The organism is Chitinophaga sp., assembly GCF_036569125.1.
Lineage (GTDB): Bacteria > Bacteroidota > Bacteroidia > Chitinophagales > Chitinophagaceae > Chitinophaga.
In genome coordinates, this window is record NZ_DATCRF010000574.1 from 1 (window position 1) to 17,026 (window position 17,026).

10 protein-coding genes are annotated in these 17,026 nt (G+C 47.5%); 8 read left to right on the forward strand and 2 right to left on the reverse strand.

All coding sequences use genetic code 11. The features are described 5' to 3' along the window. Both VIM87_RS21595 and VIM87_RS21600 read right to left on the reverse strand, forming a co-directional pair. Window positions 1–2,009, reverse strand: a 2,009-nt coding sequence (locus tag VIM87_RS21595) for a SusC/RagA family TonB-linked outer membrane protein (RefSeq protein ID WP_331999015.1), incomplete at its 3' end; no start/stop codon positions are given. Window positions 2,010–2,795: 786 nt separating this feature from the next. Beyond that, window positions 2,796–3,827, reverse strand: coding sequence for a LacI family DNA-binding transcriptional regulator (locus VIM87_RS21600; protein ID WP_331999016.1), 1,032 nt, complete (start codon window positions 3,825–3,827; stop codon window positions 2,796–2,798). A 287-nt stretch (window positions 3,828–4,114) separates the two neighbouring features. Between VIM87_RS21600 and VIM87_RS21605 the strand changes: the two genes are divergently transcribed. The 8 genes from VIM87_RS21605 to VIM87_RS21640 form a co-directional block, all read left to right on the forward strand. Then, window positions 4,115–4,990 (forward strand): AraC family transcriptional regulator, encoded by an 876-nt coding sequence (locus VIM87_RS21605; RefSeq protein ID WP_331999017.1) that lies wholly within the window; start codon window positions 4,115–4,117, stop codon window positions 4,988–4,990. A 161-nt stretch (window positions 4,991–5,151) separates the two neighbouring features. Further along, on the forward strand, window positions 5,152–5,289 hold the full coding sequence (locus tag VIM87_RS21610) for a hypothetical protein (protein WP_331999018.1): 138 nt from the start codon (window positions 5,152–5,154) through the stop codon (window positions 5,287–5,289). A gap of 293 nt (window positions 5,290–5,582) precedes the next feature. Further along, the gene (locus VIM87_RS21615; RefSeq protein WP_162277562.1) at window positions 5,583–6,095 is read left to right on the forward strand and encodes an RNA polymerase sigma factor; all 513 of its coding nucleotides are present in this window, start codon (window positions 5,583–5,585) and stop codon (window positions 6,093–6,095) included. Window positions 6,096–6,352: 257 nt separating this feature from the next. Then, window positions 6,353–7,369 (forward strand): FecR family protein, encoded by a 1,017-nt coding sequence (locus VIM87_RS21620; protein WP_331999019.1) that lies wholly within the window; start codon window positions 6,353–6,355, stop codon window positions 7,367–7,369. A 57-nt stretch (window positions 7,370–7,426) separates the two neighbouring features. Then, complete coding sequence (locus VIM87_RS21625; protein WP_331999020.1) at window positions 7,427–10,861, forward strand: SusC/RagA family TonB-linked outer membrane protein; 3,435 nt, start codon at window positions 7,427–7,429, stop codon at window positions 10,859–10,861. Window positions 10,862–10,963: 102 nt separating this feature from the next. Next, on the forward strand, window positions 10,964–12,523 hold the full coding sequence (locus tag VIM87_RS21630) for a RagB/SusD family nutrient uptake outer membrane protein (RefSeq protein ID WP_331999021.1): 1,560 nt from the start codon (window positions 10,964–10,966) through the stop codon (window positions 12,521–12,523). Between the two features lie 45 nt (window positions 12,524–12,568). Further along, window positions 12,569–13,876 carry a deoxyribodipyrimidine photo-lyase gene (locus tag VIM87_RS21635; RefSeq protein WP_331999022.1) on the forward strand — a complete coding sequence of 436 codons (1,308 nt, stop codon included), beginning with the start codon at window positions 12,569–12,571 and terminating at the stop codon, window positions 13,874–13,876. A gap of 215 nt (window positions 13,877–14,091) precedes the next feature. After that, window positions 14,092–17,026 (forward strand): SusC/RagA family TonB-linked outer membrane protein (locus VIM87_RS21640; protein ID WP_331999023.1); only part of this gene is annotated, 2,935 nt, incomplete at its 3' end.

Sequence of the window (17,026 nt, forward strand, 5' to 3'; positions counted from 1 at the left end):
CTGGGATAGAAGTAACTATTCTTATCGGGTGCAAGTACAGATACTCTTTCATAACGGCCGGTACCTTCCAGGAACAGGAAGTTGCGATAGCTTAAGCCGATAATACCGAAGATACCATCCTGCAAATAAGAAGTCCTTTTGGTATCATTCTGTCCGGTAACAGGGTTTTTGGAAGCCTGTATAGTGAACCAGTTTTCCTGCAGCAGACCACCTGCTGTGCTCATGCCGCTGAAACGGCGTTCTTCGCGGCGCGCCTGGTAACCTAAGCTGGCATTTAAGCCAAATTTCGGAGAGAAATCTTTGTTATAGGTCAGCAATAAGTCGCCATAAGCAATATTATACTGGTTATTGTTAACTGCATATGCACCGGATTCAGAAACATACAGCGGAAACTCTGAATAGTTTTTGGTTTCAGAAGTATAACCGGTAAAGTCTGTACCCATACGGCCACGGAACTTCAGGCCGGTGGCGATATCATAGTTCAGTGTAAAGCTGGAAATAAAACGGTTGGATTTTTCGTCATAGCTGTTGCGCTTCTGCTTCCACAGGAAGTCCAGGAAGTCAGTAGCATAGAAGGGATATTTAAACGATTCCTCCGGGTCACGGCTTGAGTTGTCAAGCGTTACATACTTATAACCTTTGGTGGTCTCATACTTTTTCAGGAAAAAGTCCATATCATCAAAGGCACTGAAGAAACCTGCATAGCTTGCCAATACACGGTTCATCTGCTCCGGACGGTTATGCACGTATTCATTCACATAAGTTATGGAAACGTCGGTGCTTAACCGGGGAGTTATTTTATAAGAGGTATTCAGGTTAAAGTTGTTCTTTTGCTGTTTACCACCGATCTGTATGCCTTTGTAATCAATACGGTTATAAGAAAAACGGTAGCTGCCTCTGTCATTCGCGTTGGATAATGCTATGTTAGCCTGGGAGCTGTAGCCATTCTTGAACAGCTTCTTCCAGTTATCGCTGGTTCCAACATATTTACGGGTGCTACCATCCACATATACTACATCCCTGCCATCGAACTTGGGTCCGAACTGGGCATCCACATCATAGGGTACCCTTACGTCTGTTTTACCATCGCCATTAATATCGCCCAGGGGAATCCAGCCATCGGCCGGGTAACCGGAACCAACCATGTTCTTCCTGTCATAACCAGGACCGTATTCAGATTGTATATCCGGCAGCACAGCAGCCTGCTCTATACCATAAGAGTAGTTGAAATCAACACCCATGCCAGCACGTCTGTTACCCTGCTTGGTAGTGATCATTACCACACCATTACTACCACTGGAACCATACAGCGCAGTGGCGGCAGAACCTTTCAGAATGTTCACTTCCTTAATGTTCTCCGGGTTAATGTCCAGCAAGCTGTTACCACGGATACGGGAATCTACCCAATATTTATTGGCATCACCGGTGTTTATGATGTCGTTACGGATAGGTACACCATCCACAACGATCAGCGGCTGACCGTCGCCATTAATAGAGTTTACACCGCGGATCTTAATAATGGCAGCACTGGTGCTACCACCGGGAGCGGTTTGAATGCTTACACCGGCAGCCTTACCATACATTGCAGATGCAAAGTTGGTGGGGGCGGATTTTACCAGATCTTCGCCGGAGATGTTAGAAACGGCATAACCCAGCTTGCGGCGTTCTTTTTTGATACCCATAGCTGTTACTACCACCTCATTCAGACCCTTGCTATCCGGCGCCATTCTTACGGCTAAGGAAACACGGCCATTTAAAGGTATTTCCTGTTTTACGTAACCGATGTACGTAAATACGAGCGCAGCTTCTGTGCTGACACTCAATTTAAAGGCACCGTTAGCGTCCGTAAGCGTACCAGCCGAACCGGCTTTTTCCTGTACACTCACACCCACGAGCGGGCCACCTTTTTCATCCTGCACGATACCGGCTACAGTTTTCTTTTCCTGTGCATAAACAAAGTTGGCACATAGCAGGAAAAGTACCGCGCATACGAGGAGCGATCTTTTCATTTTACTCTTTTTTAGATTAATTACTATAGTGTTAAAGCGTTAATGTGTGAATTGGCATAGTTATAACCATCCCACCGCAGGGGATAACGAGATTGGCAATAGTTATTCATTATTGTTTCATTTGCAGAGTGGCCTGCTATTTACAATCTGTAGTTTAGGTATAAGGAATAAGTATTGCGCACCATTATGAGTGCTGGTTTTCATGGCGTTGTGTCGAATTGTTTCATAGGTTCAATAAGATTTTCATTAGGTTTCAAATAGTAACTCCGCTGTTATGCTGTTTTTTACAACCCGAAAGCGGCAATTGTTGGTATAGTTGTTCTAGTAAAATCTATTGTAATATAATGTAATATAGATATTTATTTCAAAACAGTAAAAATTATTATAATATTTTTCCCGCTGTACACCTCAGGTCTTTTTTGTTTTGTCCCACCCAAAGCATAAATACGTTATCTGTTGTGAAAAAGTTTGTATTACTCTCTTAAAAAAATGAAAACACCTGATATGTCGTAAGTATATGGGTTTATACTTATAACATAAAATTTTTAATCATTAATCACTGATTATGTTCCAATCACTTATCAACATCAAACATAGATAATTTTTTTATAATCTGCAAGCTTATCTGATCATTTTCAATAAAATAGTTAAAACAACCCCAGTTTCTGCTAAAATAAAACCAGGGGGTTAGCAAAAAAAAAGCAGGATCATTACGATCCTGCCTTAAGCTTTCTTTAACAAAAATTATGGTTTACGGGTAGAATAACTCACATGCATGTACGCATTTTAGGCAACAGGCTCCACTTCTTTCATAGTGGATTGTCTTACTTCCAGCGTAGGTTGTAATACCAGCTGCTGAGAAGTGCTGGAGGCATGATTCAGCTCCTTCATCAATACATTCACTATCTGCCTGCCTATTTCTTCTATGGGTTGTGATACACAGGTTATAGAAGGGCTGTGCAGGCGGAAAAGATCATGATCATCAAAACATACCATACCCACGTCGGCGCCTATACGAAGGCCCAGTGAACGGATGCTTTCTATACCATAAATGCCCAGGTAGTTGGTGGCAAAAAATACAGCGTCTACCTTGCTTGCTTTCAGGTACTTGGTAATTTCCTGGGTGTGCCCTACCCGGTCCATTTCAAAAGGCAGGCGTTTTACTACATTCTTGTTATAGGGTAACCCGTGCTTTTTGAAGGCTGCCATAAAACCATCCATACGCTGTTTCATCTGCACCTGGTCAGAGGTGGTGGTGATAATGGCTATTTTCTGGTATCCCTGCTCTATGAGGTGTGTAGTGGCGGCATACGCGCCCTGATAGTTATCCACCACCACGTAATGAGAATCTACATTCGGTAAGTAACGGTCCATCAGCACTACTGGTTTGCGCACCATTTTCAACAGCTCTATCTCCTTTTCCATTCCTTTGGTGGGCGTAATAATGTAACCATCCACCTGGCGGTATTTTAATACCTCCAGCAGGCCGTGTGCTTTTTCACTGTTATCTTCTGTACTGCCGTATAATACCTTATAGCCATGCTTGTCTGCCTCATCCTCCACTACTTTGGCCACGTTGGCAAAGAAGTTGTTGGCAATATCTTCCACGATCAGCCCCAGGGTTTTGGTCTTACCCGTGCGTAAACCGCGGGCCAGCTGGTTAGGCTTGTATTTGAGCTTATTGGCAATCTTCAGGATTTTCTTGCTAACCTGGTCGCTGATCCGTTTTTCCTTGGCTTTTCCGTTCAGTACAAAAGAAACTGTGGTAGGAGACACCCCCGCCTGTTTGGCGATGTCCTTTATAGAAATTCCTTTCATTCGTGATAATAGTTTGTGCTTATGCTTGTAATTCAGGTGTGCCGGAACTTCCTATTGAGCGCAGGTATAAAACGCTCAATCGATTTAGCCCTGTGTAAAATACAAAAATACTTGTCAAAAAAACAATACTCTCTCCAACAGCTAATTTACGGGAAATGATAGTTTTTTAACCAAAAATTAATAAATTGGCATCATTCACAGGAAAACGCCCGCGGGGGGCGGGCAACGCTGACCATTGCCATTAAGAGACAACACACTACGACCAAACACATAAAACACAGAACCGGATGAAACCCATCCTTATTAAAGTTGGGGCTTTTGCAGACAACCAGATCACCATTATAGAGCGTAGTGATCCGCATTTTAACACACCTTTCCATTTCCACCCGGAGTGCGAGTTGGTATATGTTACAGAGAGCCATGGAAAAAGAATTGTGGGCGACAGTATTGAAAGCTTTGATGTAGGCGACATGGTTTTCCTGGGGCCTAACATTCCGCATGTATGGTATAACGAGGAGGATTATTACCAGGGGCTTGAATCGCTCAGGGCCCGCTCTGTAGTGATCTATTTTCCAAAAGATATTTTTGGCGATAAGTTCTATGGCCTGCCGGAAACCAAGGCGCTTTCAGAACTGTTCCACCGCGCGCAACGCGGCATGAAGATCATTGGCAATACCCAGGAAGCGCTGAAAGACGAAATACTGGCCCTGCCCAAAAAAGAAGGGCTGGACCGTATTATTTCCCTGCTGCGCATTCTGAAAACGCTGTCTGAAACGCGGGACTATTACTTCCTGGCCAGCACCGGCTACTCCCATGCCTTTAATGTAAAGGACAACCACAAGATCGACGAAGTGTTCAAGTACGTGATGAACAATTTCTCCAAGGAAATATCCCTGCAGGATGTAGCAGGCATCACCAACCTTTCCCCGCAGTCGTTCTGCCGCTTTTTTAAGAACCGTACCAAAAAGTCATTTGTACAGTTCCTGAACGAAGTACGTATTGGCCATGCCTGTAAGCGGCTAACAGAGGAGGACTGGTCTATTGCAGAAATTGCGTACTCCTGCGGATTTAAGAACCTCTCTAACTTTAACCGGTTCTTTAAGGAGATCGTTGGGAAAACGCCGAAGGAATATAAGCATGAGCTGAGGCTGAAGGAGGCGTAAAGCGGAAAGCTGAAAGCAGAAAGCTGAAAGCATAAAGCTGAAGGTGTTATGCTGAAGGCTGATTGCTGATTGCGATTGAAGAAGCAAGGATGGCGGCTCAGGTATGTGTAAACTGGTGAGGCTGATTGCGATTGAAGAAGCAAGGATGGAAGCTCAGGTACGTGTACACTGGGAAGAAGGCTGAACGCGTAATGATGTTGATAGATCAGGATGCGGAGAACCGGAGCATGCGCGGGCTGGTATGGCTGGTGAAAGTGGAAGGCCGAACGCTTATAGGCGCTATTAAAACAATATGCTAAATACCCATCACAACTGCCGAAGACATAAAAGCTAAAACAGACTAATAAAGCATTACATACCCCCGGATCAATACCATTCATTAATTACTACTCGTTCAGCATTAAGCTTTTAGCTTTTTGCTTTATGCTTTGCGCTTTCCGCCCATGGCAGATTTATTTCTGCAATTCAAAACATTGTTCTATTTTCAGGCCCAACGGTAGGTAGAAGACACGCTGTTCACTTTTTCAACCAAATATTCTTTGTACCTGTAATCCTGATGTACAGCAACTATTCAGATCAACAGCTACTTAACTTGCTCCGGGCCGATAACGTCGCGGCCTTTAACGCCATCTACGAGCGTTACAGCAAGCCATTGTACCTGTACATCCTGAGCAAGCTGGAAACCGGGGAGATCAGCAAGGATGTGCTGCAGGATCTTTTTGTATCCCTGTGGGAAAAACGTAAACAGCTGCAGATCAGCGAATCACTGAAATCTTACCTGTACCAGAGCGCCCGGCATAAAGTAATTGACATTTACCGCAAGAACACCTCTTACCGGAAATACCTGCAGCAGCTTATAGAACATTTTGATGCGCAGCCGGAAAATATTACGGAAGCCGTTGATTATAAAGCAAAAAACCAGGAAATACTGGAAGCCATCAACCACCTGCCCGACCGCATGAAGGAAATATTCATGCTCAGCAGGCTGGAACATCAATCCATAGAACAAATTGCCCAGCGGCTGGGACTATCACAGCAAACCGTGAAGAACCAGATCACTAAAGCGCTGAAGATCTTAAGATCACACCAGGATCTAAGATCTTAGATTTACGATTTTAGATTGGGATTGGTGCGGATGGGAATTTGAGGATTGGATGGGAGCAGAGAATAAAGGGGGGAAACAAGCGGCGCCGGCCATAGCATCGGACAGCCATAATATCAAACAAAACAGGGACAAAACTAACGATTGTAAATACGGAAGCCATTAATTTTAGCTAAATCTAAAATCTGCAATCGTAAATCTAAAATAGTAGTACCTAAGTCTCACTTATACGACTACTGGTAAATCATAAATCCGAAACGGTGGATACAGAACACATAAAACAGATACTGGAGCGCTATACGCAGGGACAATGCACGGCCGAAGAATCAGCGATCATTGAAAAATGGTTTGAAGGCGTAAACCGGCATCATACTACCCCCGTGGCGGATGATGACCTGCCCCTGCAGCTGGAAGCCGTGAAGCAAAGCATCGGGGAAAGGATCCAGGCGCCCCGCCGGCAGCTGCGTCCGTTGTATTTTTATGTGGCTGCCGCCGCCAGCGTATTACTGCTGGCCGGCGCATGGCTGTTCACCTACCTGAAACAATCCCGCACCGCTTTACCGGCCGGGGCTTCCATAGCACAAACCACCCCTCCCAAAAGCAGCCGTACTGAAAAAGACGGGTTTATGGAGCTGCGCACCGCCAAAGGCGCCACAGAACGCGTAGTGCTGGCAGACGGCAGCACCATCGTGGTAAATGCATCCAGCTATATCCGCTATCCCTTACAGTTCACCGGCGCCCGCCGCGATGTATACCTGGAAGAAGGAGAAGCCTTTTTTACCGTGGCATCCAATGAAAAAAGCGCCTTTACCGTACATACCGGTAACCTGCAAACCACTGCGCTGGGCACCTCTTTCAACATCCGCGACTATGCGCATGAGAACCGCATCACCGTGGCGCTGCTCACAGGCAAAGTGAAAATAGATCATGTACTTGATAATAATAAAGAGGGAAATAGCGTAATATTGTTGCCCAATGAGCAGGTGCATTACAATGTGCAATCCCTGCAACTGGTAAAATCGTCCTTTGAAAAACCGGAAGAGATCACCGGCTGGAAACAGGGCTACCTGGTGTTTAAAGACGCCTCGTACAACGAAGTGATCACCGAGATAGAGAACCGTTATGGAGTTACCGTCATCAATCAAAGCAATAAGAAAGAGTGGAAGTATACCGGCTTCTTTAAGGAAGAAAGCCTGCAGGATGTAGTAGAGACCATATGCCTGGCCAAGTCCCTTTCCTATACGATCAGCAATGATACGATAGTACTGAAGAACTAAGGCCCTCCATTAACCATTTGCATTTAGCCCATGACAACGTTTAGATCATACTGCTATATGGTAAGTATGACTGCCGGCCTGTTGTTAACATGGCTGCCGGCAGCGTGCATGGATATACCTATACTCGTTAGCATACAGGCCCGTAACAAACCGCTGGAAGCCGTAATGGCAGAGATCTCCGCACAAACCGGGCTTAATTTCCACTACGATAAAACAGACCTGAGCCAAAGCCTCCGAAAAAAGATCACCCTGCGCTGTAATAAAATGCCGGTGGAGGAAGCGCTGCAAATACTGGCCGGCCAAACCGGGCTAAAATTCGTACTCAAAGAAGATAAGATCATCGTAGGCCCGGACCCCGGACCGGAGGAGGCCCTGAACAGTGTAACCCTGGTGAACGGCCGGCTGCCGGAAAAGGAAATACGCGGACGGGTATACGATGCGCACGGCGCCCCCCTTTCCGGCGCTACCATCCTGGTAAAGAACAGCACCAAAGGCACACAGGCCGGGCCAGATGGCAGCTTTACGCTCAGCGCCGCCCCTTCAGAAGTGCTGGTGTTCCGGTCCATTGGTCATTTACAAAAAGAAGTGATCCTGGATAACAGCGATGAGGAGCTGAATGTAACCCTGCAGGAATCTATTAAAGGGCTGAATGAGTTTGTGGTAGCGGCTTTAGGCATTCCCAAAAAAACCAAAGAGCTTACCTATGCCACGCAGCAGCTCAGTAATGAAGACCTTACCCGGGTAAAAGATGCAAATGTGATCAACAGCCTGTCCGGCAAAATTGCCGGGGTAAATATTTTCCGCAGCGCCTCCGGCATTGGCGGCTCCGCAAGAGTGATCTTAAGAGGGAATAAATCCACCCGGGAAAACCAGCCCCTGTATATTATTGACGGCGTGCCCATGGCCAACTACACCCCTTCGCAGCCGGCCAACATCTGGGGAGAATCCAGCAGCATTGTAGGCAATACCGGCCGTGATGGTGGTGACGGCATCTCTAACCTGAACCCGGATGATATTGAAAGCATCAGCATACTCAAAGGCCCTTCTGCAGCCGCTTTGTATGGCAGCCAGGCCGCCAATGGGGTAATTGTGATCACCACTAAAAAAGGCCGGCCGGGCAAAGGACACATCAATGTATCCTCCGACCTTACCATTGAAACACCCATGCTGCTGCCCAAGCTGCAATACCGCTACGGGCAAACCACGCCGCCTTATATTGATGATAAAGGCCAGCCGCAGCCCGGATCTGCGGATAGCTGGGGCGCGCCGGTTACAGCACCCGACCATGTTAAGCCATTCTTTAATACCGGCGTAACCTTTACCAATTCTGTTTCTTTCAGCGGCGGCCTGGAAAAAGCGCCTTCATATTTTTCATATTCCAATACCAATAACAAAGGTATACTGCCCAATTCCAAACTGGACCGGCATACCTTTAACTATCGCGGCTCCCTGCGCCTGCTGGATAATAAGCTGCTGATGGATGGTAACGTAACCTTTATGCTGCAAAAAGCGCTGAACCGCGCTGCCAGCGGCTTATACTTTAACCCCCTCACCGGTTTATACAACTTTCCGCGCGGGCTTAATTTCAACAGCTATAAGAATTACGAGTATTTTGATGCAGCCCGCAACATGCCCTTACAAAACTGGTGGAATATCCGTAATGATAAGGACTGGACCGGCCAGGACGATCAGCAGAACCCTTACTGGCTGCTGTACAGGAGCCTGCGGGAAGAGAACCGCATACGCAGCCTGGGCTTTTTATCCATGAAGTACCTGGTGAACAGCTGGCTTTCTATACAGGCCAGGGGCAGCTTCGACCGCTCATCCGACCAGTACGAGCTGAAAGCCTATGCCGGCACCCAAACCGTGCTTTCGCCACCCAATGGGCGTTATACACTGGAGAAAGAGAACAATACCCAGCTGTATGGCGATCTTTTAGTGAGTGCCGTAAAAAAGTGGAACAACCGGCTGCAGCTTGCCGCCACCATAGGTTCCAGCATTATGGATGTGCGCGCGCATGACCGTACGCTCATCAGCACCAACCCAAATGCCAACCCGGGCTTAAGCGTTGCCAATCACTTTTCCGTAGCAGATATTTCCAGCAATGCGCTGGATGCACAGCAATACATAGAAAAGCGGCAGCTGCAGGCCGTATTTGCCAGCGCCCAGCTAGGCTTTAAGGATTATTTGTTCCTGGACCTTACAGGGCGTAACGACTGGTCCAGCACCTTTGCCTATACGCCCATCAGCAGTAAAGGCTACTTTTATTATTCCAGCGGTATTACCGCGCTGCTGAGCGATATGGTAAAGCTGCCTGCAGCCATCAGCTTTGCCAAGCTGCGTATTTCCTATGCAAAGGTGGGTAATGATATTGCGCCTTATGTATCGCGGCCGGCGCGGTTCACCTTACAAACAGTGGCCGGTGTTACGCGTATTGCATTCAACACCCGGTCCCCCTACCCTGGCGTGTACCTGAAACCGGAAGACAACCGTTCCCTGGAAACCGGTGCAGAAGTACGCCTGCTGGATAACCGCGTGAACCTGGATGTAACCTGGTACAAGAACAATAACTACCAGCAATACATGGAAGTGCCTGCCCCCAGCGGCAGCGGTTACCTGTTCTATTACCTGAACCTGGGCAATATCCAGAACACCGGGCTGGAAGCTACCCTAACGCTGGTGCCCGTACGCAGTAAACAGTTCCGCTGGCAATCTGGCTTTAACTATAGCTTTAACAGGAACCGCGTAATAAAGCTCAGCAACAACAGCATACCGGGCGCGGGGCCGGATAACTACTTTATACTAACGGACTTCCTTACCAATATGTACGGCTCTTTTATTAAGGAAGGCGGCGCCTGGGGCGATATTTACAGCAATAAAGAGCTTTATAAAAATGAAAAGGGCCAGTATGTAATTGACGGCGACGGGCACCTGAAAACCAATAAGGATGTGCTGAAGAACATTGGCAATCCTAACCCGCGTTTTACGCTGGGCTGGAACAACAGCCTGGAATATAAAGGGCTTACCTTTAGCTTCCTGGTAGATGGTAAGTTTGGCGGCAGGGTAATGAGCATTACCCAGGCCATACAGGATGAATATGGCGTAAGTGAAGCCAGCGCAAAGGCCCGGGATAACGGCGGCGTAGCATTAAATGCCGTGAATGAAGATGGTACGCCCTTTTCCGGTAAGTACGATGCGCAGAAATATTATACTACTATTGGCGGGCGTGCCGGCATTGGCGATCTGTATATGTACAGCGCCACCAACGTACGCCTGCGCGAAGTATCGCTTAGCTGGCAGCTGCCCATCCGGTCCAAATGGATCCGGCAATTGCAGGCTGGCCTGGTAGGCAGGAACCTTTGTTTTTTTAAGCTGGATGCGCCATTTGACCCGGAAGTATCTATGAGCTCCGGGAATGGCTTACAAGGCATAGATGTATACGGGCAGCCGGCTGTGCGCAGCATGGGCCTGAATTTGAGAGTTGGTTTCTGATGAACTGAAAAAACCGGAACAGGTGATATGATGTAAAAAGCATCGGTCAAACCTGCGTAATTTCACATAGAAATGGGGTGTGTTTACAATAAGATAAAACGTGTGATAGCTGCTTCCTGCCTGGGCGGGTTGTTGCTAAGCGCATGCACCAAAAACTTTGAAAGCATCAACGAAAACCCCTACGATTTTAATGAGGATGAGCTAACGCCGGACCTGAAGCTGCTGGGTGAGCCGCTGATACAAACCATGCTGAATATTGTGGTAAGCAATGACCCCGCCACGGCGCAGGTACAGCAAAACCTGATAGGCGATGTGTACTCCGGTTACATGATGACGCCCACCCCTTTTGAATCCAACCGCAATAACACTACCTACGATCTTTTAGATAACTGGAACAACCATGTATGGACCATTGCCTATGGCAACGTAATGCCTAACTGCAAGTTTGTACAGGAAAAATCAAAAGGCCGGTACTCCGATTTTTATGCCTGGGCGCAGCTGCTGCGGGTAGCTGCCATGCACCGGGTAAGCGATGTATACGGCCCCATTATCTATACCCGGTATGGCATTATTAATGCAGACCGCAGCGTGGATTATGATACGCAGCAGGATGCTTACAACGCCTTTTTCCAGGACCTTTCAGCCGCCATTGATACGCTAACGCTCTACACCACCCGCAGCCAAAAGAACTTTGCACCTTTTGACCTGGCTTACGGTGGCGACTATACTAAATGGGTAAAGTTTGCCAACAGCCTGCGCCTTCGGCTGGCCATACGCATTTCCAAAGCGGACCCGGATAAAGCACGCCAGGAAGGAGAGGCAGCGCTGCAACATCCCCTGGGGCTGCTAACCACAGCAGCAGATAATTTCAGCATCAACATCAGCCCGGTTACACACCCGCTGTACGTGATCTGTTATAAGTGGAACGACATTCGTATGGGTGCGCCCATGGAATCTATTATGACCGGCTACCATGATCCCCGCCTGCCTTCCTACTTCGTGTATTCCGATGTGCGCGATTCTTCGTATAACGGTATCCGTAATGGCATTAACATCAGCAGCCGGGATACTTACAATGGCTTTTCCAAACTGGCGCCCCTGCCCTCGCGCATACAGCTGATGACCGCAGCAGAAGCCTGGTTCCTGAAAGCAGAAGCAGCCCTGTATGGCTGGAAAGGCGCGGGTGATGCCGGCAGTAATTATGAGCAGGGCGTTCATACCTCGTTTGCACAATACCAGCTTGACAGCGAATTTGCGGAATACATCACTAATCATTCCTACACAGCCCGGCCCTATACAGATCCCAGGAACCCTGCTAATAATGTACCGGCCAGCAGTCCCTGCCTGAGTAACATTACCATCCAGTGGGATAATACCGCTACCACCGCTCAAAAGCTGGAACGCATTATTACCCAGAAATGGATTGCGATGTTCCCGGAAGGCGAAGAAGCCTGGGCCGAGTTCCGCCGTACCGGTTACCCCAAACTATTCCCCGTAGTATTGAATTACAGCAATGGCAAAATACCTACTGAAACGTTTATACGCCGCATTGCATTCCCGCAGCTGGAATATGCCACCAATCCGCAGGGCGTGGCCAGGGCTTTACAGGCACTGGGCGGGCCGGACAATGGCGGTACCAGGTTATGGTGGGACAAGCCATAAGTAAAGAATAAATACGACCTTTAAGCATCATCATACATTGATACTATGAAGGTTAACATTTTTTGGTTCCGGCGCGACCTTCGCCTGGATGACAACGCAGGATTATACCATGCATTAAAACAAGACAAACCCCTGATACCTGTTTTCATTTTTGATAAGCTTATACTGGACGACCTGGAAGAAAAAACAGACCGCCGGGTAGAATTTATCCGTTTAGCGCTGGAAGATCTGCAGGAAGCACTGGTACAAAAAGGCGCTTCCCTGGAAGTATATTATGGTACACCCATAGAGGTGTTTAAAAAGCTGCTCGCCCAACATAACATTGAAAAGGTTTTTATCAATCACGACTATGAACCCTATGCCATTAAAAGAGATCAGGAAGTGCAGCATTTGCTGAAAGAGCATGGTGTAAGCTTTCATACCTATAAAGACCAGGTGATCTTTGAAAAGGGCGAGGTACTGAAAGATAACGGGGATCCCTATACGGTATATACCCCATACAGCAAAAGATGGCAAGCCACGCTGAATGATTTTTACGCAAAAAGCTATCCCACTGAAAAATACTTCCACAATTTTTACAAGCAATCTGCACACCGGATCCCTTCTTTAAAGTCGATGGGATTTAAGGGCGCTGGCATCCCATTCCCCTCTGCTACACTGGATGAAGATATTGTACGTAAGTATGACAAGCAGCGGGATATACCCGCTATAACCGGCACCACGCACATGGGCGTACACCTGCGCTTTGGCACGGTTAGCATCCGCAAGCTGCTGCAGGCAGCGCAGGAGCTGAATGCGGTATTTATGTCGGAATTGATATGGCGCGATTTTTTTCAAAGCATTCTCTGGCATTTCCCCAAAGTAGGCGAAGGCAAAGCATTTAAAGCCGACTATGATTTTATCAAGTGGCGGTATCCTAAACAGGAATTTGAACGCTGGTGCAAGGGCGCTACCGGTTACCCGCTGGTAGATGCCGGTATGCGGCAGCTCAATGAAACCGGTTTTATGCATAACCGCGTAAGAATGGTAACCGCCTCTTTTTTAGCCAAGCACTTATTAATAGACTGGCGCTGGGGCGAGGCTTATTTTGCGGAAAAGCTGTTGGACTTTGACCTGGCGGCCAACAATGGTAACTGGCAATGGGCCGCAGGCTGCGGGTGTGATGCGGCACCTTACTTCAGGATCTTTAATCCAACCCTGCAAACAAAAAGATTTGATCCGCAGCTGCACTACATAAAAAAATGGGTGCCTGAGCTGGATACATTAGACTACCCCACTCCCATCATAGCACACGAAGCTGCCCGCAAACGCTGCCTGGATGCGTATTCCAAAGCGCTTAAGCAGCCGCGTTAACTTTATTTTAAAATTTCTTTTTGTGCGATGGTACTTCGGTACTTTTCGTACGACCTCTTATCTGCATCCTTTAAAGGTCAACAAAATCGTGCACCAACTTAACGTGTAAAATTTAACGTGTAAACAGCATTTATGATTATGAAAAAACACAGCGCTATAGCTGAGGGGGATCCTATTGCCTAACGTAAACCATGACATTTCAACCAAACTAGCATATGAACAGAAAATTCCGTCTTTCATGGACATGCAGACCGGCAAGCGTGATACTTTGCCTGGTACTGGCCGGAGATGCGCGCATGCAAGCCATTGCAGCTACTCCCACATTTGCTCATACCCCGGTTGAGCAGGACGTAACAGGCACCGTACGCGATGCCCAGGGCACACCATTACCCGGTGTAACCGTACAGGTAAAAGGAAGTAACAAGGGTACACAAACAGACGCTAACGGCGTATTTAAGATCACCGCCAACCCCGGTGACGTGCTGGTATTTAGCTCCATTGGTTTTGTTGGCACTGAAGTACCTGTGGGCAGCAGCACCACGGTGAACATTACCCTGCAAGGCAATGTAAAAGGTTTAAATGAATTAGTAGTAACTGCGCTGGGTGTAAAGAAAACTCCCAAATCACTTACGTATTCCACACAACGCATCGGCAGTGAAGAGCTCACCACTGCAAAAGATCCCAACCTAATGAACTCTTTGAACGGTAAGGTGGCCGGTGTGAACATTAACCGCAGCAGCTCCGGTGCAGGCGGCTCTGTTAAGGTAGTGCTGCGTGGTAACAAATCAGCGCAGGGCAGCAACCAGCCCCTGTATGTAATTGATGGTATACCCATGACCAACTATACTGTACAGCAGCCTAACAGCACCTGGGGTGGCGATGGTACTATCAGCTACGCGCCCGGCCGCGATGGCGGTGACGGTATCTCTAACCTGAACCCGGATGATATTGAAAGCATTTCTGTACTGAAAGGTGCATCAGCATCTGCATTGTACGGCAGCCAGGCCGCTAACGGCGTAATCCTGATCACCACCAAAAAAGGAAAGAACGGCGCTACCAAAATAGACCTCTCCAGTGGCTTTCAGCTGGACCGTGTAGCCATCAAACCTGAGTTCCAGAACAAGTATGGCCAGGATCCCAATGCAGCCACGCAAAGCTGGGGCCCTGCTATTAACAGCGCAGCGGATAATGTAAAAGACTTTTACCGCACAGGTTATACCTGGATCAACTCTGTTGGCCTTTCCGGCGGTACAGAAAAAATGCAGACCTATTTTTCGTATGCCAATACCCGTGCGAACGGCGTGATACCGGAAAATGATCTTTCCAGGCATAACATCACTTTCCGTGAAACCGGCAAGTTCCTGGATAACAAATTAACCCTGGATGGAAGCGCTAATGTGATCATTCAAAAAATAAACAACGCCCCTGTAACAGGTTTATACTTTAACCCGCTCACAGGCCTGTACCTGTTTCCACGCGGTTTAAACATGCAGCCTTACAAGGATAATTATACCAAGCTGGATGATGTAAGACAGATCTACTTACAGAACTGGCCCTTTAATGAAGACGTGCAGCAGAACCCTTACTGGATCATAAACAGGAACGGCAGTGTTACAGAACGTAACCGCACCCTGTTCAGCGCATCTGCCAAATATGACTTTACCGACTGGTTAAGCCTGCAGGCACGCGGTAATATGGACCGTACCAATGATACCTATGATGCCAGCATTTATGCAGGTACCAATGGCGTGCTTTCCGGTCCCAATGGCCGTTACATTACCAGCAACCTTACCACCACCCAGTTCTATGGCGATGTGATCCTGAACCTGAACAGATCCTTCGGCGCTATTAAGCTGAATGCATTATTAGGTTCCAGCATTACAGATACCAAAACAAAAGGTTTAAGGGCTGATTCCTATAACGGCAGCCTGTATGTAGCTAACTTCTTTACGCTGCAGAACATGACGCCCGGTAGCCAGATCAGTACGGAGCCCAGCCGCCATCAGCAGCTGCAGGCTGTTTTTGGCAATGCCAGCATCTCCTTTAAAGACCTGGTATTCCTGGACCTTACCGGCCGTAACGACTGGTCATCTAACCTCAGCTTTACACCAAACGGCTCTTATTTCTATCCTTCCGCAGGTTTATCATTCATACTGCATGATATGATACCTATGCCGCAGGCTATTACTTACGCCAAGCTGAGAGGTTCTTATTCTGTAGTAGGTAACTCCGTACCTATTTACGTAACACACCCGGTAAATAAGCTGGGCGTTTCAGGCGGTACCTTTGACTTCAACACTATTCAGCCTTTTACCGATCTGAAACCTGAAAAAACAAAATCGCTGGAAGTAGGTACCGAATGGCGTTTCCTGAAAGATGCGCTGAACTTTGATTTCACTTACTATAAAACCAATACCACTAACCAGTACTTCCAGATAGCCGTACCACCGGGCACCGGTTACAGCTTCCGCTATGTGAATGCCGGTAATATTCAGAACACAGGTGTGGAAGTATTGTTAGGTTACAACCTGGTGAACAGCAAGTTCTTTAAATGGAACACCACCATCAATTACTCCAAGAACAAGAATACAGTGAAAGAGCTGGCGCCCAGCATTGATCAGTTCATCTTAACAGATCCGGGTTCCAATGCCTACACTTCCCTGATCAAAGTAGGCGGTTCTTATGGCGATATTTACGGCCGCGTATTACAACGTGATGAGCAGGGCCGTGTTATGATAGGCGCTGACGGCTTACCTATGGTAGCTGCAGACCAAAAGTTCATTGGCAACCCCAATCCTAAATGGCAGGCCGGCTGGAACAACAGCTTTAACATTAAAGACTTTAGCGTAAGCTTTTTGGTGGATGGCAAATTTGGCGGCCAGGTATTGTCTATGACACAGGCCATGCTGGATCAATACGGCGTATCAAAAGCCAGCGGCGATGCCCGTGATGCCGGTGGTGTAACTATTAATGGTGTGGATGCTGATAAAAAACCGGTAAGCACCATAGATGCCAAAACCTGGTATACCACTGTTGGCGGCCGTGCAGGTGTAAGTGAGCAATATGTGTACAGCGCTACTGTGGTAAGGCTGCGTGAAGCATCTATCGGTTATTCCTTACCTGCATCTGTGCTGAAGAGCAGCTTTGTTA